The sequence below is a fragment of the Brevundimonas sp. 'scallop' genome (genome assembly GCF_011045535.1).
Taxonomy (GTDB): domain Bacteria; phylum Pseudomonadota; class Alphaproteobacteria; order Caulobacterales; family Caulobacteraceae; genus Brevundimonas; species Brevundimonas vesicularis.
The window spans coordinates 1,197,968-1,214,452 of record NZ_CP039382.1 but is presented as its reverse complement, the minus strand read 5'-3'; the positions used below and the strand labels follow the sequence as shown (position 1 = coordinate 1,214,452).

The window sequence follows — 16,485 nt, the reverse complement described above, 5'->3', positions numbered from 1 at the left end:
CGCAACACTGCTTCATAACAACATCATCGACAAGAGGCCCCCGCTTCAGGAGATCATCAGATGGCGCATTTCCAACCCGCCCAGACCGTCAACGCCAGCCGCTACATCATCGTGCCATGCGAGGCCGGTGGGTCGTCCGACCTCGCCGTGATCTGGGACCGGCTGGAGGAACAGGTGGTCGATGTCATTTCGGCCGCCGCCAGCAGCCGCTATTCTGACGAGGACATGCTGTGGGACGAAGGCCGCGCCGGCGACATGGCCCTCGAATGGCGGATGGCCGCCTGACCTCAGGCCACCTTCGGCTTGGTCCAGCGATCGATCATGCGCTGGGCCGGCTGCTCGACCAGTCGGTGCGCCACCACGGCGACCGCGACGATAAAGCCGAACATGGCGACGGCGAACAGGTCGTTCAGCCAGACCGAGCCGAAGTCGATGCGTCGCACCGGGACCAGGTCCAGCTTCCTGGCCACGATCATCATCACGGTCAGGATGAACATGTGAACCATGTAGATGGCGAACGACCACCGCCCCAGGGTGACCAGAGCCGGATGGTCCAGCACGCGTGACAGCGCCCCCCCCTCGCCGGCGAAGACCCAGATCAGCGCCACGAAGATCAGGGTGACGGCCACAGTGATCGGCCCCTGAGCATAGCCGATGAACACACAGGCCGCGACGATGGCCGCGATCTCCAACAGCGTCGCGGCGCCGCCCTTGAGCCGCGGAATGCAGGTCCAGAGCCCCTGCAGCAGGCAGCCCAGGAAGAAGCCATAGACCGCGCGCGGCACGGCGAAGTCATAGGTCGTATTCATCCAGCGCCGGGCGTAGCTGAGCACCAGAGCGCCGCCGATGATCGCCAGCACCAGCCCGATCCAGCGGAACCTTCTGGGCGCGATCAGCACCAACCCTGCGAAGATCAGATAGCAGGCCCATTCGGCGCTGAGCGTCCAGGCCGGCCCGTTCCAGGTCAGATAGGGATGCACATGCCAAGCCTGGATCAGCGCCATATTGGTGAAGATCGCCTCGATCGATCGATCCCGCGTGAACGGCGGCGCACTGTCGAAATTGAAGACCAGACGCGCCAGCTCCAGCCCGATGAAGGCCGCCAGCATCAGCAGATGCAGCGGCCAGATCCGCCCGAAGCGCCGCACCATGAACCGTCCGGCGTCACGGCCCGACTTCAGTCGGTTCGCATAGGCGTGGGCGATCACAAAGCCCGACAAGACGAAGAAGTAATCGACGAACAGATAGGAATGCTGAATGAAACCCCAGTCGCGCCAATGGCTTGCGACCGGCATGTGGAACATCACCACAAGGATGGCGCAGACTCCGCGCAGGGAATCCAGAGCCTCAAAACGGCGATGGGCGGCAGGAGACGGTCCGGACAGTGTATTCACGGACGCGTGATAGCGCCGGTCAAGGTTGCGCGATAGGGGTCCGAAGAGACTTCAGTCCGAGCTGGCTTTGACCGCGCGAACAGCGCGACCGCAAAGGTCCCGCAGGACCGTCTGATCGACATCCTCGAGGCGCGAAATATAGAGGCACCCGACGCCCGTCTTCACCTTGCCCAAGCGGGCGATCAGCTGGGCTCGTTCGGGGAAATCGCCAGCGACATAAAGCACCAGGTTGGCTTTTCGCGGCGAGAAGCTGATCAGCGGCCAGCCGCCCTTGGGGCCGCCGTCATTGCCGAACCCGATGATGGACAATCCCCAGAGCACGGCCAGTTCACCGGTGATCTCCGACACCAGCGCGGCGACGGCATGAGCGTCAGACCGTCGGCGTGGATCGTCGATCGCAGACAAGAAGTCATCGACAGAGGCGTCTGTGGGGCCGGTCTTGGGGGTGCTGGCCATGGCTCAAAGCCCCTTCACGATCCCTTCGACCATCTTCTTGGCGTCGGCGAACAGCATCATGGTGTTGTCGCGGAAGAAGAGTTCGTTCTCGACCCCGGCATAGCCCGAGCCCATGCCGCGCTTGATGAACAGGACGGTGCCGGCTTTTTCCACATCCAGGATCGGCATGCCGTAGATGGCGCTGGTCGGGTCGGTCTTGGCGGCGGGATTGGTCACGTCGTTGGCGCCGATGACGAAGGCGACGTCGGCGGTAGCGAACTCGGCGTTGATGTCCTCCAGTTCGAACACCTCGTCATAGGGCACGTTGGCCTCGGCCAGCAGGACGTTCATATGGCCCGGCATCCGACCGGCGACGGGGTGGATGGCGTATTTCACCTCGACCCCCTCCTCCTTAAGCTTGTCGGCCATTTCGCGCAGGGCGTGCTGGGCCTGAGCCACCGCCATGCCGTAGCCGGGCACGATGATGACCTTGGACGCATTCTTCATGATGAAGGCGGCGTCCTCGGCCGAGCCCTGTTTGACCGGCCGCGTCTCTTTCGCCCCCGCCAGGCCGGCCGCCGCATCGCCGCCGCCGAAGCCGCCCAGGATGACGCTGACAAAGCTGCGGTTCATGCCCTTGCACATGATGTAGCTGAGGATCGCGCCCGACGATCCGACAAGGGCGCCGGTGATGATCAGGGCGATGTTCTCCAGCGTGAAGCCCAGCGCCGCCGCCGCCCAGCCCGAATAGGAGTTCAGCATCGACACCACGACCGGCATGTCGGCCCCGCCGATGGGAATGATCAGGGTCGCGCCCAAAACGAGGGCGATGAGGAAGACGCCCCAGAAGGCCCAGGTCGCCGCGCCGTTCGTGCCGATCAGGATGCCGATCAGGAAGACCAGACCCAGCGCCAGGCCGACGTTGATCAGATGCCGCGCCGGCAGGATGATCGGCGCGCCGCTCATGTTTCCATTCAGCTTGGCGAAGGCGATGACCGAACCGGTGAAGGTGATGGCGCCTATGGCGACGCCGAGGCTGAGTTCGATGATCGACAGTGTCTTGATGCCGTTTCCGTCGTCGGACAGGATTCCAAAGGCCTCGGGCGCATAGATGGCCCCGATGGCGACCAGGCAGGCGGCCATGCCGACCAGACTGTGGAAGGCCGCGACCAGCTGCGGCATGTCGGTCATGGCCACGCGCTTGGCGATCAGGGCGCCAGCCCCACCCCCGACGATGACGCCGCCCGCGATCAGGGCCAGGGTCACGGTATCCAGCGCCCCCGTCGTGCCCAGCGTCAGCAGGGTCACGCCGATGGCCAACGCCATGCCGACCATGCCGAAGGTATTGCCCTGACGGCTGGTCTCCGGGCTAGACAGCCCCCGCAGCGAAAGGATGAACAGGACGCCCGAAACCAGATAGGCCAGTGCGGCCAGCGATGCGTTCATCACGCCCCTCCCCTCAAGACGTGCGGGCCAGCCGCCAAAGGGCGGCGGCGATGAACAGCGGGCCGATGAAGAACAGGGCCCATTCGAAAACGCCCAGCGGCCGGTCCTGCGTCACCACGCGAACCAGAATGGCCGAAAAGACCAGGGCGATGCCGCAGTCGTGCAGCCGCTGGCGCTTGATCGGGATTTTCGTCCCGAACCAGCCATACAGCCAAAGGCAGAAGCCGATGCCGGTCGCGACCCAGGATCCGGTGATGGCGATCTGTGCGGCGTCCGTCACGTTGACGCCTCGGGAGCGGCCTTGGCAGCGGGCCGCTCCTTCTTCTTGTACATGGCCAGCATCCGCCGCGTGACCATGAAGCCGCCGAAGATGTTGACGCTGGCCAGGGTGACGGCGAGCACGCCCGCGCCCTTGGCGATCCAGGCGCTGGGGCCGCTCGCGTCACCGGACACGGCCGCCGCCGCGATCAGGCCGCCGACGATGATGACGCTGGAAATGGCGTTGGTCACAGCCATCAGCGGCGTATGCAGGGCCGGCGTCACGCTCCAAACGACATAATAGCCGACGAAGATCGCCAGCACGAAGATGGCCAGGCGGAAGACGGTGGGATCGACGTGTTCCATGTCAGGTTTTCTGCTCCAATCGAGCATCGATGCTGATGAGAAGTCGCAGGACTCCCCCGTTGATGACGCTGCCGAAAAAGATCGGCCCGACTTTGGTCAGCGCCCTGCCGAATGCTGCGCCGGACTGGTCCTGCACGAATGCAAACATCAGCAGAAACAGGCAGAAGACAGCTCCGCCGAAAATCACGATCAAGGAAAAAATCGACAGAGCATTACGAAGGCCAGACCCGATCATCCCCGCAACCCCTCATGCACCACGGCTCCGCCGTCTGTGACCACCGCCGCCTTCAGAATCTCGTCTTCGAGGTCCACCGACAGGCCGCCGTCCTTGATCAACAGGCCGACGAGGGCGGTGAGGTTGCGGGCGTAGAGAGCGCTGGCGTCTGCGGCGATGCGGCCGGGCAGATTGGCCCAGCCGACGATGGTGACGCCGTTCGCGGTGGTCACGACCTCGTTGAGCTTGGAGCCCTCGACATTGCCGCCCGCCTCGACCGCCAGATCGATGATGACCGAGCCGGGTTTCATTGAGGCGACATGGGCGGCGGTCAGCAGCACCGGCGCGGCGCGGCCGGGGATCAGGGCCGTGGTGATGACCACGTCCTGCTTGATCACGTGGCTGGCGGTCAGGTCGGCCTGTTTGGCCTGATATTCGGCCGACATGGGCTTGGCGTAGCCGCCTGCGGTCTGGGCGTTCTTGAACTCCTCGTCCTCGACGGCCAGGAATTTGGCGCCCAGGCTCTCGACCTGTTCCTTAGTCGCGGGACGGACGTCGGTGGCGGTGACGACGGCGCCCAGGCGGCGCGCCGTGGCGATGGCTTGGAGCCCGGCGACGCCCACCCCCATGATGAAGACCTTTGCGGCGGCGACGGTGCCGGCCGCCGTCATCATCATCGGGAAGCCTTTGCCGTAGGCATAGGCCGCCTCGATCACCGCGCGGTATCCGGCCAGATTCGCCTGGGACGACAGGACGTCCATGACCTGGGCGCGGGTGATGCGGGGCACGAACTCCATGGCGAAGGCGGTGGCGTTGGCCCCGGCCAAGGCGTCGACGGTCGCCTTGTCGCGATAGGCATCCAGCATAGCGATGACTATGGCGCCGGGCTTCAGCGCGCTGGTTTCCTGAGCCGTGGGGCCGCGCACCTTCAGCACGATGTCGGCGTCGTCCAGCACGGCGCGGGTGTCCGGCTTCACCACCGCGCCGGCGGCGGCGTAGTCGGCGTCAGGAATAGAGGAGCCAAGGCCGGTCCCGGCCTCGACCGTGACGGTCGCCCCAAGGACGATCAGCTTCTTGACCGTCTCGGGCGTGACGGCGCAGCGCGTCTCACCTTCGCGACGTTCACGGGTGACGGCGATAGCGACGGCCAAGCGAATCCCCTCGTTCTTTTCGTTGAACGAAGGTTAGGCCGTTCCGGCGCAAGCCGTCAAAGCACGGTTATGCCAAAGCTTGGCGAGGGCACGTGATTTCAGACCACCGCAAGGCGATCCGATGCAAGGCTCAGTGCGCGGCGCCCGGCTTGGACTTCAGAGCCACGAAGCCGACGCCGCCCAGAACGACCGCGCCGATGACGGCGGCCATGAAGCTGCCGCCCGGGTGGAACCACAGGGTCAGGAACAGCAGCAGCACGGCGATGGCCAGGCTGCCCCACTTGGCCAGCTTTAGGAACAGGCGGTAGGTCGAGACCTGTTCGCGCACTTCCATATGGCCGTGCAGATAGGCTTGCGCATCGGCGTCGGCAGGTGCGTTGGCGGTGTCGTGCAGGTCGGCCATTGTGGAATCCCCTCGTCGTTATCGCGGACTTACACCGAGGCGACCGCCCCGCTCAAGCCCGCAGTCATGCCTTGGTCAGGCCAGCGCCTCGAACTGATCGACCAGCCGCTCCAGCCTCTGACAGCCGACGCTCCAGAAGGCCGGGTCGCGCGGGTCCAGACCGAACGGCTTCAACGCCTCGACGTAGGTTCGCGATCCGCCGCCGGCCAAAAGCTCGCGATAAAGGGGCGTGAACTCGGCCGGATCGTTGCGACGCGCCTCCATCAACGCCGCCACCAGCAGGTCGCCGAACGCGTAGGCGTAAACATAGAAGGGCGAATGGACGAAGTGGCTGACATAGGCCCACCAGTGTTCATAGCCGGGATTCAGCTTGACCGACGGCCCCAGCGAGGCGCCCATTTCCTCAAGCCAAAGCTGGTTGATCCGCTGTTGCGAGACCTCGCCCTGCAGGCGCTCGTCGTGGAAGCGAGTCTCGAACCGGTGGAAGGCGATCTGGCGCACGACGGTGTTCAGACCATCCTCGATCCGACCGGCCAGCAGACCGCGCTGCTCGGACTTTGGTGCGGTCGCCAGGAGACGATCAAACGTCAGCCCCTCGGCGAAGATCGACGCCGTCTCGGCCAGAGTCAGGGGCGTGTCGGCCAGAAGCGTGCCCTGATCGGCCGCAAGGGTCTGGTGGACGCCATGACCCAGCTCATGCGCCAGGGTAAGCACGTCGCGCCGCTCGCCCATCCAGTTCAAGAAGACATAGGGGTGACGGTCGGCGGTGACGGGATGGGCATAGGCGCCCGACTGTTTGCCCGGCCGCGCCCGACCGTCGATCCACGGCTTGTCGAAGAAGCCGCCGGCTCTGTCGGCGAAATCGCCGCCCAAGTCCGAGAAACTGTCCAGTACGATCTCGCGCCCCTGGGTCCAGGTGAAGGCGCGCGGCGTCGTGGTTTCGATCGGGGCGTTTCGGTCCCAGTGGTCCAGGCGCGCCTTGCCCATCGCCTTGGCCTTCAGCGCATAATAGCGGTGCGACAGGCGCGGATAGGCGGCGGCGACCGCCTCGGCCATCGCATCCACGGCCTCGCCATCCACCTCGTTGCCCAGGTGACGGCTGTCGGCGGGACGTTTGAAACCGCGCCAGCGATCCTCCATCGCCTTGTCGGCGGCGACGGTGTTCAGCACCAGGGCCAGGGTCGGGGCGCGGGCGGCCAGCGCCTCAGACAGACCCTCGGCGGCGGCCTTGCGGCGTGCGGGCTTGGCGTCCGACAGGCGGTTCAGCGCCTCGGCCAGCGTCAGTTCCTCGTGGCCCGCCTTTGCGCGCAGGGCGGCCAGTTGCTCATCAAACAGGCGCGGCCATTGGGCCGTGATCGGGCCGCGCTCGGCGATGAAGGTCTCCAGTTCGGCCGACAGCTCATGCGGCTTCATCGCCCGCACGCGCCGCAGCCAAGGCCGCCAGCGCGCCGCGCCCGCATGGGCGATCAGCGCCGCTTCCAGCGCCGCATCGTCGATCTGATTGATCTCCAGCGTCAGCCAGACGGTCGGGGTGGCGATGGCGGTGATCTTCTCGCGCACATCGGCCTCGAACCCTTGCGCCGTCGCATCGTCGCGAGCGGTCGAGGCCGACAGGAAGGCGTAGGCGCCCAGCGCGCCCAGCACATCGGACGCCTGCTCATAAAGCTGAATCGCGCGGTCCAGCGCCTCGCCCAGCGCCTGGGCGTCCTGATCCGCCGCTAGCCGACCCTTCAGCCCGTTCAGAGCCTCGACCAGACCCCGCGCCTTTTCCAGATCGGCGGCGACCTTGGCGTCGTCGCGCGACGCATAGAGGTCGGTCAGGTCCCACAGCGGGGCTTCAGTGTTGGGCGTCTTGAAGGGAGCGTTCATACCCCTGTTCTGGGGATGCGCGGCGACGGCCGCAACCGTCCCTTGCGCTTTCTCGGCGTCACGGCCCGTGCAATCCTGCCTTTCGGAGACGCGTGAATGACCGAAACCCTGCAACATGACACCGGCCGGACGGGCCTTGGTGGGGCCTCGGCCCTGTTTGCGATTCGCCTGGCGACAGGTCTGGTTCAGGGGCTGGCGCTCTATCTGCTGTATCTGGCGGCCGACAGCCGCGTCTGGCCCGAAACCCAGCCGGTGGTGTTCGGCGCCCTGGCCTTGGCGGCCGGCTATGTGCCGGTGGTGGTTCTCGCCGGCGTGGGCCGGGTCAAGCCGCTGGCCCTGATCCTGTGGGCGGCGGCCGCAGCCGGCGTGTTGGCTCTGTTGGGCGCCCACGATGTCGCTCGCCAGGTGCTGAAGCCGCAAGAGGAGCCGCCTTTCCTGAGTTTCCCCGTGCTGGCCTTCGGCGCGGCGGCCCTGTTCATCGCCCACCACCTGATCGTGCCCGGGATCCGCGAACGACGCTGGATCGTCGACTATCCCGACTATTTCGACATCGCCTGGAAGGCGGGGGTGCAACTGGCTCTGTCGCTGGGCTTCACCGGCGCCTTCTGGATCCTGCTGCATCTGGGCGCGGCCCTGTTCAAGATGATCGGCCTCGGCTTTCTGCAGCACCTGCTGAGCGAGGCGTGGTTCGCCATTCCGGTCACAGCCCTGGTCTTCGCCACCGCTGTTCAGCTGACCGATGTGCGCGACGGCCTGATCCGGGGCGTGCGGACCGTGGCGTTGATGCTGCTGTCTTGGCTGCTCTTGGTGATCACGGTCCTGGTCGGCGGCTTCCTTCTCGCCCTGCCCTTCACCGGATTGGACGGCCTGTGGGAGACGCGCAGCGCAACGGCCTTGGTGTTGTCGGCCGCCGCCGCCCTGATCGTGCTGATCAACACGGGCTATCAGGATGGGCGCGCAGACAATCTGCCGCCGGTCGTTCTGCGATACGGCGTGCGGGCCGCGTCCATCCTGATCGCGCCGCTGATCGTTCTGGCCGCCTGGGGCCTGGGCTTGCGGATCGGCCAGCACGGCCTGACGCCCGATCGGATCATCGCAGCCGCCTGCACCCTGGTCGGCGCGGTCTATGGCGCGGGCTATCTGCTGGCGGCCGTAAAACTAAGCGGCTGGATGAAGCCGCTGGAGCTGACCAATGTCGTTGCGGCGGTCCTGTCGGTTCTGGTCATCCTGGCCCTGTTCAGCCCGCTGGCCGATCCCGCCCGCCTCTCGGTGCAGGATCAGGTCGCACGGTTGCAGCATGGGACTGTGTCCGCTGACACGTTCGATTATGACTTCCTGCGGTTCGAGAGCGGCAAGGCCGGCGAGGCGGCGCTGAGACGTCTGGCCGCCTCAACCGATCCACGCATCGCGCGAAACGCCCGCGCCGCCCAGGCTCGCCCGTGGCCATCCGGCGATACGGCGCAAGGACGGCAAGAGCGCAAGGCCGCCATCCGCCTGAAGGCCGTCGATGGCCAATCCGTGCCAACCAGCTTCGTCGATCAGTTGGACGCGCAGGTGGACGTCCTGTTCAGTTGCAATGCGGAAACGCCCTGCGTCGTGCGATCGCTGGACCTGAACGGCGATGGACGAACCGATCTGCTGGTCGCCACGGCTCGCGAAATCGTCGCCTTCGATCAGGACAGCCAGGGCCAGTGGCGCGTGACGGGTCGATACGGCTTCACCTGCGGACGCAATGCTGAGCGGATGAACGAAGGCCTGTCGAAGGGCGTCGCGACGGCCCCGGCCGCCCTGCCCGACCTAGTTGTCGAGGGCCAGAGATTGCGCGCCAGCCCCGAGGTGCGATGCGACGCGACGGAGCCACGTTAACGGGACGCTCACCACGCCGTGTCACCCGATTTTCACCTCGCCACCCTAGGAATCGTCCCGAAACGATCCATCCGTGACGGGTTGGGCGACAGGACAAGGGATTTTCATGGCCAAGACCATCCTGGTCGTTGACGACGATCCGACCCAGCGCCGGCTGATCCAGGCCGTGCTGGAACGGGACGGCAACGCCGTGGTCCATGCCGCCAGCGGCGGCGAGGCCATCGACCGGATGACGCGCGGCGGCGGGGCCGACCTGATCCTGCTGGACATGGTTATGCCCGAGATGTCGGGGCTGGAATGCCTGGCCGAACTGCGCAGCGCAGGGATCAACGAGCCGGTGATCGTCCTGACGGCCAACGGCGGCATCGACATGGTGGTCAAGGCCATGCAGGCCGGCGCCCAGGACTTCTTCGTCAAGCCCGTTGGACCGGAACGGCTTCTGGTCGGCGTGCGCAACGCCATGCAGATGAAGCGCCTGACCGCCGAGGTCGGGCGCCTGACCAAGCGCGTCCAGGGCCGCACCAGCTTCGACGATATCGTGGGCGACAGCCCGCCGATGCGCATGGTCAAGGCGCTGGGCGCCCGGGCCGCCAAGTCGTCCATCCCCGTTCTGATCACCGGCGAGAGCGGCGTCGGCAAGGAGGTCATCGCCCGCGCCCTGCACGGCGCCAGCGACCGGGCCGGCAAACCTTTCGTCGCCGTCAACTGCGGCGCCCTGCCCGCCAATCTGATCGAATCCATCCTGTTCGGACACGAGAAGGGCGCTTTCACCGGCGCCGTGGACAAGACGCTGGGCAAGTTCCGCGAGGCGGACGGCGGCACCCTGTTCCTGGACGAGATCGGCGAACTGCCGCTGGACATGCAGGTCAAGCTGCTGCGCGCGCTGCAAGAAGGCGAGATCGATCCGGTCGGCGGCAAACGCCCGGTCAAGATCGACGTGCGCATCGTCTCGGCGACCAATCGCGACCCCGCCCAGCAGGTCAAGGACGGCGCCTTCCGCGAAGATCTGTTCTATCGCCTGAACGTCTTCCCGATCGAGGCCCCGTCCTTGCGTGACCGGCGCGAGGACATCGCGCCCCTGGTCGATCACTTCATCGCCCGGTTCAACGCCGAGGAGGGCAAGCGGATCGCCGGATGCGCGCCCGAGACCCTGGCCCTGCTGCAAGGTTTCGATTGGCCCGGCAACGTGCGACAGCTGGAAAATGCGGTGTTCCGCGCCATCGTTCTAGCCGATGCGCCCTTCCTTCAGCCGCACGACTTCCCCGCGATTTCGGGCGTCGCCGCGCCCATGCCCGACGCCCAGCCCCTGAAGGCCGCCACAGCCGTCGGCGCCCAGACCGACGCCGCCACGCAGGTCGATCAGCCGATCCGTATACTGGACGAGCGCGGCCATCTGCGCACGCTGGAGGACATCGAACGCGACCTGATCCAGCACGCCATCGAGGTCTATGCCGGCCATATGAGCGAGATCGCCCGCCGCCTCGGCATCGGCCGCTCGACCCTGTATCGCAAGGTCCGCGAGCAGGGGCTGGAAGGTCAGTTGAAGGAAGCGGGCTGAGCCTAGATCGTCGGAGGACCGTAGCGGTTCGCCGTGGTCTTGCTGTCGAATGACAGCAGAATGATGAGACCGATCAGGCTGGCGATATAAAGCATGTTGTTCAGGAAGAGCAGCAGAAACAGGCTCATGCCGGATCCGTCCTCCGCCATGAATTTTGCCATCACGATGGGAAAGGCCGTCAGGCCAACCGTCAGAAAGATCACCGGTGGAAGGCCCCAATAGCCGGCGCGTCCGGTGTCGTGCAGACGGCGGGTTACGGCGGCGGCGAGCAGGACCACGATTGCGGCCACGCCGATTCTTAGAACAAGAAAGAACGGCCCCATGTCCGGCATATAGGCCTGATCATGAATCTCGACAGAGTAGTGCCCGGGTCCGCTCACGACGGTTGCTGCCTCAGGATTCGTCGCGGCGACTGCGGACGCATGCTCGAAAATCCTCGTCATGGCCGGGATCATGCCCAGCCACAGTCCGATGAAGGACACCACGACCACGGTCAGGGCGTAAGGCCAGAACTGTCCGCGCCTGTCCCGTCCTCTGAAGTCCGCGAGGCGCCGAAAGCCGTTCAGGATCGCATTCATCATTTATCCCCCAATATGTCGGCATCATCCTGCGGTTGATTCGAGCGGGGTGTCCTGCCACGTACCCACCGCCGTTTCGGCTCTACGCCATTGGCCTTGGCGGTGATCTCTTTCAGCTTGCGGCCTTGCATGGCCGAGAGGGCTTGACCCGGCGCGCCCTTTTCGGGGTCGGCGAAGGCGCGGCCGTGGGTCTTAACGCGCTCGCTGACCGAATCGATGAATTCGCCTTCCCATTCGGACAGGGAAACGCCCGCCTTGTCCGCCGCGCGGCGAGCGCGTTTCAAAGCGTTGAGAGCAGCGCGTTTGGCGGCTTCGCGCTGTTGCTCAAATGGACTCAGGGTGGGCTTCTTGGCGAAGCCATCGCCTTTCAGGCCGCCTGATCGCGACGGCCCGCCTCCTGGCTTGAAGGGGGTGCGCTTCAAGCCGGGTCAGTCTCAGATCTCGCCGAGCGCCGACAGGTAGAGGTCCAGGATGGCGTCCTCTTCCTGACGCTTGGCCTTGTCCTGCTTTCTGATGCGGATGACCTTGCGCAGGATCTTGACGTCGTAGCCCTCGCCCTTGGCTTCGGCGAAGACCTCTTTCATGTCGGTCATGACGGCCTGCTTGTCCTCTTCGAGACGTTCCAGGCGCTCGATGATGGTGCGAAGGCGGCCCTGCGCGGTGGCGGTGAGAACGTCGGAACCACCGTCGAACGAGGCGTCGTCAGCCATGGGGGAATACTCCAGAAATCAGGCGCGGACGCTAACCCTGCGGACAGGCGCGCGACAACCGCGAACACGAAAAAGGCCGCGGACAGAAATCCGCAGCCTGTGGATCGTCATCTTTCAAGCGCGCTATCGCCCTTCGGGCTGCTTGAGCGCGATCCAGCGTGCGCACGCCGCCGAAGCGGCGCGCAGCGAACGCTGCTTAGCCCTGCTTCGCCTTGAAGCGCGGGTCGGTCTTGTTGATGACGAAGACGACGCCCTTGCGACGCACGACCTTGCAGTCGCGGTGGCGGGTCTTCAGCGACTTGAGCGAGCTACGGACCTTCATGGTCGGACGTCCTGAAAGAAACCAATAAGAAAGCCGCTGACCCGGTCGGATCGCGGCGGAGGCGGTCGTATAGAGAGAGGGCTTGCGAAGGTCAACCCGCCAAGGGGCAAAACCGCAGAAAACCCAGGCCCCGCCTGCCTGGCGACGCATTTTCTTACACGTGCTCAAGTAGCCTGAAGGGCGATAGCACGCTCAAAAAAGCTGGAGGCCTGACCTCCGAGTCGAACGGAGGGTTTACGGGGTTGCACGCCCGCCGCGTCGCCGCTCCGCCATCAGGCCGTCAGAGCTGGTGCGTCATTACGACACACACGTATAAGGCGTCCAATACAAAGGTGGTTAACGGCGTGCCTTACACCCGACCGGGGAACAGCGAAGCAACGCATTCGCGCCGCGCGCGCTTTAGGGCATCGAAATGACCGTTCGCGCGGATGTCATTTCGTGTCTGACCCCGGGGGCTTTAGTTTGAATCACATGCGCTTTTCCTACCGTCTTCTCCTGATCGGCTGCGTCTCGGCCTGCGCGCCCATGCTGCCCGAGCCGCAGGTGAATCTGCCGACGCCCCAGCCTCAGCACCAGGCGGGCGCGCCGGTCACGACGCCGGCCCCCGCCCCCCAGACGCCGCCGTTGGCCGCCTATGACCAGCAGGGTTTCGAGGGCTGGAAACAGGGCTTCCTGGCGCGCAAGGGCGGCGCCCGACGCGCGGACTACGCCCGGGAACTGGAGGGCCTGACGCCCGATCCGACGGTGATCCGCCTGGATCGCAACCAGCCTGAATTCTCCAAACCCGCCGGCGCCTATGTTCAGAATGCCGTGACCCCGGTGCGAATCGCCCAGGCCAAACAGCGCATCGACCGGGTGCCGTGGTCGGTGGTTCAACGATTCGGCGTGCCCAGCGAAATCCTGGTCGGCGTCTGGGCCCAGGAGAGTGCCTTCGGTCAGGTGCAGGGCGACTATGACGTGATCCGCTCGCTGGCGACCCTGGCCTATGATGGTCGCAGACGCGATTGGGCCGAGGGGCAGCTGAAGGACGCGCTGGACATCGTCGTGGACGGCCGGCGCGAGCGCACGGGCCTGAAGGGCAGCTGGGCCGGGGCCATGGGCCAGACCCAGTTCATGCCCGACAACTATCTGCGCCGGGGCGTGGACCAGGACGGCGACGGCAAGGTCGATATCTGGCGCGACGACGCCGACGCCCTGGCGTCCGCCGCCAACCTGCTGGCCCAGGCCGGGTGGAAGCGCGGTCAGGGCTGGGGCTATGAAGTCACCCTGCCCTCCGGCTTCGACTATGCCGAGGCGGAAGGTCCGAAACACAACTGGGCCTATTGGGCGGCCAAGGGCGTGCGCCTGGCGCAAGGCGGCACACCGAACGGGGCCGAGGCCCTGGAAGAGGCGACCGTCCTGCTGCCCCAGGGGGCGAACGGTCCGGCCTTCCTGGCCCTGCCGAACCACTATGTAATCCGCCGCTACAACAACTCGGTGTCCTACGCCCTGGCCATCGGCCTGACGGCGGACGGGATCATGGGCAAGCCGGGACTGACAAAGGCCTGGCCCAACGATCCATCGATGACGCGCGATCAGCGTATCGGGGCGCAGCGCGCCCTGACGCAGCTCGGTTACGACACTCAAGGCGTGGATGGAGTGATCGGCTCCAACACCCGCGCGGCCCTGCGTCGCTGGCAGATCGCCAACAACCGGATCGCCGACGGCTATCTGACGCCAGCGCTGGCGGACGAACTGATCCGCCGGACGAACTGAGGCTATAAATTCGGGCATGGTTCGACGCTCCTGCCTTTCACGGGCGGAGGGGATGGAGGGCTGGGCGGAGCGCCGGGCCTTCGCCCGGAGTTCTGTGATGTGAAGTACCGTTTCGACGAAGGGTATGACGCTCCGCGCGGTTGGTTGGCCTGCAAGCTCGGGGCGCCGAGCGGTGGCGGTCTTATCGCCTAACCCCATAAGCCTGCGACGGGCGGGTCGGAGCAGCGATCCCCGATCCCCGGTGCGGCCGAGTATCCCCCTCGACCCTGCGACGCGACTGCGGACGCCGGGGCGATTCCCCGATCGATCAGCCCCGGCGCCGCGATGGGATTTCACCATCGCCCCCGTTCCCTCCGCTCTCGCCGCCGCAAGGTCGCAGGCCTTACGAGCCCTCCATGCGACGAGACAGGGGCATTATGGGGCCGTTTGACCCCGTGGATGGGAGACGGGGGACATAAATCGGCAAGCAGTTGAAATCGCTGCGGATGGACCAGCGGCATTGCGATGGCTGAGCATCGTCTCCTCCCCATTCATGGGGAGGTGGCTCGAAGCGCAGCGGAGAGACGGAGGGGGCTTCGCGCATCGCGGGCGTCTGTGGGACGTCTAGAACCCCTCCACCGCTGCGCGGTCCCCCTCCCCACGCTGTGGGGAGGAGACGATTGATCTCAGCCCTTCACGCGCCAGGTGGGGCCGTCGGGGCCGTCCATGACGACGACGTTCAGGGCGTTCAGGCGGTCGCGGATGCGGTCGGCCTCGGGCCAGTCCCTTGCGGCCCGGGCGCTGGCGCGTTGGTCCAGCAGGGCCTCGACCTCGGCCTTCAGGGCGGGATCGCCGCCCTCGAACCAGGCGTCCGGCGTCAGCGACAGGACGCCGAGCAGACCGGCCGCTTCCTTCAGGCTCCAGCGGGCCATGGCGACATCGTTGATATCGGCCTCGGCGTCGTTCAGCAGTTCGCGCAGGGTGTTGCCGAGCCCGAACAGCTGGGCGATCGCGCCCGGCGTATTGAGATCGTCTTCAAGCGCGTCCAGCACCGGATCCAGGGCGTTCTCGGCCAGCTCCATCTCAGCTTCGTCCAGCGTGGCCTCGTCGAAGTCGGCCAGGGCCGCCTCGGCGTCGCGCAGGACGCCATACAGCCGGTCCAGGTTTTTGCGGCTCTGATCCAGCAGCCCTTGGTTCCAGTCCAGCGGCTGGCGGTAGTGGGCGCTGAGCAGGGCCCAGCGAACGACCTCGCCCGGCATGGCCTGGACCAGATCGTGCAGCAGCAGGACGTTGCCGATCGACTTGGACATCTTCTCGGCGTCCACGGTCAGAAAGCCGTTGTGCATCCAGTATCGGGCGTATTCGTCATGGGCCTGATCGCCATGCGCATGGCCATGGGCGCAGACGCCTTGGGCGATCTCGTTCTCATGGTGGGGGAAGACCAGGTCGATGCCGCCGCCGTGAATGTCGATGGGCAGGCCCAGGGTCTTTTCGATCATGGCCGAGCATTCGATGTGCCAGCCGGGACGCCCCTCGCCCCACGGCGACGGCCACGACGGCTCGTCCGCCTTGGACGGCTTCCACAGAACGAAATCGTGGGGGTTCTTCTTGTACGGCGCGACCTCGACGCGGGCGCCGGCGATCATGTCGTCCAGGTTCCGGCCAGACAGCGCGCCGTAGGCTTTGTAGGACGAGACATCGAACAGGACGTGACCCTCGGCCGCATAGGCGCAGCCGGCGTCGACGATGGCCTGGATCTGATCGACGATGGCCGGAATGTAGTCGGTGACGTGGGGCGCGATATCCGGCGGCGAGACGTTCAGCAGGCCCATGTCGGCGAGGTAGGCGGCTTCATAGCGGGCCGTGACCTCGCCGATCGGCACGCCTTCGCGTGCGGCCTTCTGATTGATCTTGTCGTCCACGTCGGTGACGTTGCGGGCGTAGATCACATGGTCGGCGCCATAGGTCCGGCGCAGCAGCCGCACCAGGACATCGAACACCACCGGCGGACGCGCATTACCGATATGGGCGTAGTCATAGACCGTGGGGCCGCAGACATAGAGGGTCACACGATCCTTGTTCCGGGGCTCGAACAGGCGCTTTTCACGGCGCAGGGTGTCGTGGATGTGCAGCGGCATGGATCAGTCTTTAGCGGGTTTTCTTGCGGGACGGACGGTCTGT

Annotated in this window: 18 protein-coding genes; 4 read left to right on the top strand and 14 right to left on the bottom strand. The window is 65.8% G+C overall.

What is annotated here, in order from left to right; translation table 11 throughout:
* Positions 1 to 60 precede the first annotated feature (60 nt).
* A complete protein-coding gene (locus E4341_RS05985; RefSeq protein WP_165115907.1) occupies positions 61 to 285 on the top strand; it encodes a hypothetical protein in 225 nt (74 codons plus the stop codon).
* 2 nt (positions 286 to 287) lie between these two features.
* Here the strand turns inward: E4341_RS05985 and E4341_RS05980 are convergent, their stop codons facing one another.
* From E4341_RS05980 to E4341_RS05940, 9 genes are all read right to left on the bottom strand, one after another.
* Positions 288 to 1,295, bottom strand: a complete 1,008-nt coding sequence (locus E4341_RS05980; RefSeq protein WP_240893629.1) for an acyltransferase family protein — start codon at positions 1,293 to 1,295, stop codon at positions 288 to 290.
* Positions 1,296 to 1,445: 150 nt separating this feature from the next.
* Positions 1,446 to 1,850, bottom strand: coding sequence for a DUF1801 domain-containing protein (locus E4341_RS05975; RefSeq protein WP_165115903.1), 405 nt, complete (start codon positions 1,848 to 1,850; stop codon positions 1,446 to 1,448).
* A gap of 3 nt (positions 1,851 to 1,853) precedes the next feature.
* Positions 1,854 to 3,275 carry an NAD(P)(+) transhydrogenase (Re/Si-specific) subunit beta gene (locus E4341_RS05970; protein ID WP_165115901.1) on the bottom strand — a complete coding sequence of 474 codons (1,422 nt, stop codon included), beginning with the start codon at positions 3,273 to 3,275 and terminating at the stop codon, positions 1,854 to 1,856.
* A gap of 13 nt (positions 3,276 to 3,288) precedes the next feature.
* Positions 3,289 to 3,555 carry a hypothetical protein gene (locus tag E4341_RS05965; protein WP_165115899.1) on the bottom strand — a complete coding sequence of 89 codons (267 nt, stop codon included), beginning with the start codon at positions 3,553 to 3,555 and terminating at the stop codon, positions 3,289 to 3,291.
* A complete protein-coding gene (locus E4341_RS05960) occupies positions 3,552 to 3,899 on the bottom strand; it encodes an NAD(P) transhydrogenase subunit alpha (protein WP_165115897.1) in 348 nt (115 codons plus the stop codon). The genes E4341_RS05965 and E4341_RS05960 overlap by 4 nt, the downstream gene beginning before the upstream one ends.
* Before the next feature lies 1 nt (position 3,900).
* Positions 3,901 to 4,134 carry a hypothetical protein gene (locus tag E4341_RS05955; protein ID WP_055755027.1) on the bottom strand — a complete coding sequence of 78 codons (234 nt, stop codon included), beginning with the start codon at positions 4,132 to 4,134 and terminating at the stop codon, positions 3,901 to 3,903.
* Positions 4,131 to 5,264: a Re/Si-specific NAD(P)(+) transhydrogenase subunit alpha gene (locus tag E4341_RS05950; protein WP_165115895.1), complete on the bottom strand. Its 1,134-nt coding sequence runs from the start codon at positions 5,262 to 5,264 to the stop codon at positions 4,131 to 4,133. Before E4341_RS05950 ends, E4341_RS05955 begins: the two co-directional genes overlap by 4 nt.
* 130 nt (positions 5,265 to 5,394) lie before the next feature.
* Entirely contained in the window at positions 5,395 to 5,667 is a 273-nt protein-coding gene (locus E4341_RS05945) for an aa3-type cytochrome c oxidase subunit IV (RefSeq protein ID WP_137721208.1), read from the bottom strand.
* Positions 5,668 to 5,742: 75 nt separating this feature from the next.
* Positions 5,743 to 7,536, bottom strand: coding sequence for a M3 family oligoendopeptidase (locus E4341_RS05940; RefSeq protein ID WP_165115893.1), 1,794 nt, complete (start codon positions 7,534 to 7,536; stop codon positions 5,743 to 5,745).
* A gap of 96 nt (positions 7,537 to 7,632) precedes the next feature.
* Between E4341_RS05940 and E4341_RS05935 the strand changes: the two genes are divergently transcribed.
* Positions 7,633 to 9,402, top strand: coding sequence for a DUF4153 domain-containing protein (locus E4341_RS05935; RefSeq protein ID WP_165115891.1), 1,770 nt, complete (start codon positions 7,633 to 7,635; stop codon positions 9,400 to 9,402).
* A gap of 106 nt (positions 9,403 to 9,508) precedes the next feature.
* Positions 9,509 to 10,960 carry a sigma-54 dependent transcriptional regulator gene (locus tag E4341_RS05930; protein WP_165115889.1) on the top strand — a complete coding sequence of 484 codons (1,452 nt, stop codon included), beginning with the start codon at positions 9,509 to 9,511 and terminating at the stop codon, positions 10,958 to 10,960.
* Positions 10,961 to 10,962: 2 nt separating this feature from the next.
* On the opposite strand, the gene E4341_RS05925 is transcribed toward E4341_RS05930, so the two are convergent.
* From E4341_RS05925 to ykgO, 4 genes are all read right to left on the bottom strand, one after another.
* Complete coding sequence (locus E4341_RS05925; RefSeq protein WP_165115887.1) at positions 10,963 to 11,541, bottom strand: DUF805 domain-containing protein; 579 nt, start codon at positions 11,539 to 11,541, stop codon at positions 10,963 to 10,965.
* Positions 11,538 to 11,876 (bottom strand): hypothetical protein, encoded by a 339-nt coding sequence (locus E4341_RS05920; protein ID WP_240893659.1) that lies wholly within the window; start codon positions 11,874 to 11,876, stop codon positions 11,538 to 11,540. The genes E4341_RS05925 and E4341_RS05920 overlap by 4 nt, the downstream gene beginning before the upstream one ends.
* Positions 11,877 to 11,972: 96 nt before the next feature.
* Positions 11,973 to 12,248: a DUF2312 domain-containing protein gene (locus E4341_RS05915; protein WP_017505946.1), complete on the bottom strand. Its 276-nt coding sequence runs from the start codon at positions 12,246 to 12,248 to the stop codon at positions 11,973 to 11,975.
* A gap of 196 nt (positions 12,249 to 12,444) precedes the next feature.
* Entirely contained in the window at positions 12,445 to 12,570 is a 126-nt protein-coding gene (ykgO, locus tag E4341_RS05910) for a type B 50S ribosomal protein L36 (protein WP_008263184.1), read from the bottom strand.
* A gap of 471 nt (positions 12,571 to 13,041) precedes the next feature.
* Between ykgO and E4341_RS05905 the strand changes: the two genes are divergently transcribed.
* Positions 13,042 to 14,325 (top strand): lytic murein transglycosylase, encoded by a 1,284-nt coding sequence (locus E4341_RS05905; RefSeq protein ID WP_165115885.1) that lies wholly within the window; start codon positions 13,042 to 13,044, stop codon positions 14,323 to 14,325.
* A gap of 665 nt (positions 14,326 to 14,990) precedes the next feature.
* Here E4341_RS05905 and cysS read toward each other — a convergent pair.
* A complete protein-coding gene (gene cysS / locus E4341_RS05900) occupies positions 14,991 to 16,442 on the bottom strand; it encodes a cysteine--tRNA ligase (RefSeq protein ID WP_165115883.1) in 1,452 nt (483 codons plus the stop codon).
* Positions 16,443 to 16,485 lie beyond the last annotated feature (43 nt).

Coding starts and splice junctions, on each gene's coding strand:
- E4341_RS05985 (WP_165115907.1), top strand. CDS start 61: ATGGCGCATTTCCAACCCGCCCAGACCGTCAACGCCAGCCGCTACATC.
- E4341_RS05980 (WP_240893629.1), bottom strand. CDS start 1,295: ATGCCGGTCGCAAGCCATTGGCGCGACTGGGGTTTCATTCAGCATTCC.
- E4341_RS05975 (WP_165115903.1), bottom strand. CDS start 1,850: ATGGCCAGCACCCCCAAGACCGGCCCCACAGACGCCTCTGTCGATGAC.
- E4341_RS05970 (WP_165115901.1), bottom strand. CDS start 3,275: ATGAACGCATCGCTGGCCGCACTGGCCTATCTGGTTTCGGGCGTCCTG.
- E4341_RS05960 (WP_165115897.1), bottom strand. CDS start 3,899: ATGGAACACGTCGATCCCACCGTCTTCCGCCTGGCCATCTTCGTGCTG.
- E4341_RS05955 (WP_055755027.1), bottom strand. CDS start 4,134: ATGATCGGGTCTGGCCTTCGTAATGCTCTGTCGATTTTTTCCTTGATC.
- E4341_RS05945 (WP_137721208.1), bottom strand. CDS start 5,667: ATGGCCGACCTGCACGACACCGCCAACGCACCTGCCGACGCCGATGCG.
- E4341_RS05940 (WP_165115893.1), bottom strand. CDS start 7,536: ATGAACGCTCCCTTCAAGACGCCCAACACTGAAGCCCCGCTGTGGGAC.
- E4341_RS05935 (WP_165115891.1), top strand. CDS start 7,633: ATGACCGAAACCCTGCAACATGACACCGGCCGGACGGGCCTTGGTGGG.
- E4341_RS05930 (WP_165115889.1), top strand. CDS start 9,509: ATGGCCAAGACCATCCTGGTCGTTGACGACGATCCGACCCAGCGCCGG.
- E4341_RS05925 (WP_165115887.1), bottom strand. CDS start 11,541: ATGATGAATGCGATCCTGAACGGCTTTCGGCGCCTCGCGGACTTCAGA.
- E4341_RS05915 (WP_017505946.1), bottom strand. CDS start 12,248: ATGGCTGACGACGCCTCGTTCGACGGTGGTTCCGACGTTCTCACCGCC.
- ykgO (WP_008263184.1), bottom strand. CDS start 12,570: ATGAAGGTCCGTAGCTCGCTCAAGTCGCTGAAGACCCGCCACCGCGAC.
- E4341_RS05905 (WP_165115885.1), top strand. CDS start 13,042: ATGCGCTTTTCCTACCGTCTTCTCCTGATCGGCTGCGTCTCGGCCTGC.
- cysS (WP_165115883.1), bottom strand. CDS start 16,442: ATGCCGCTGCACATCCACGACACCCTGCGCCGTGAAAAGCGCCTGTTC.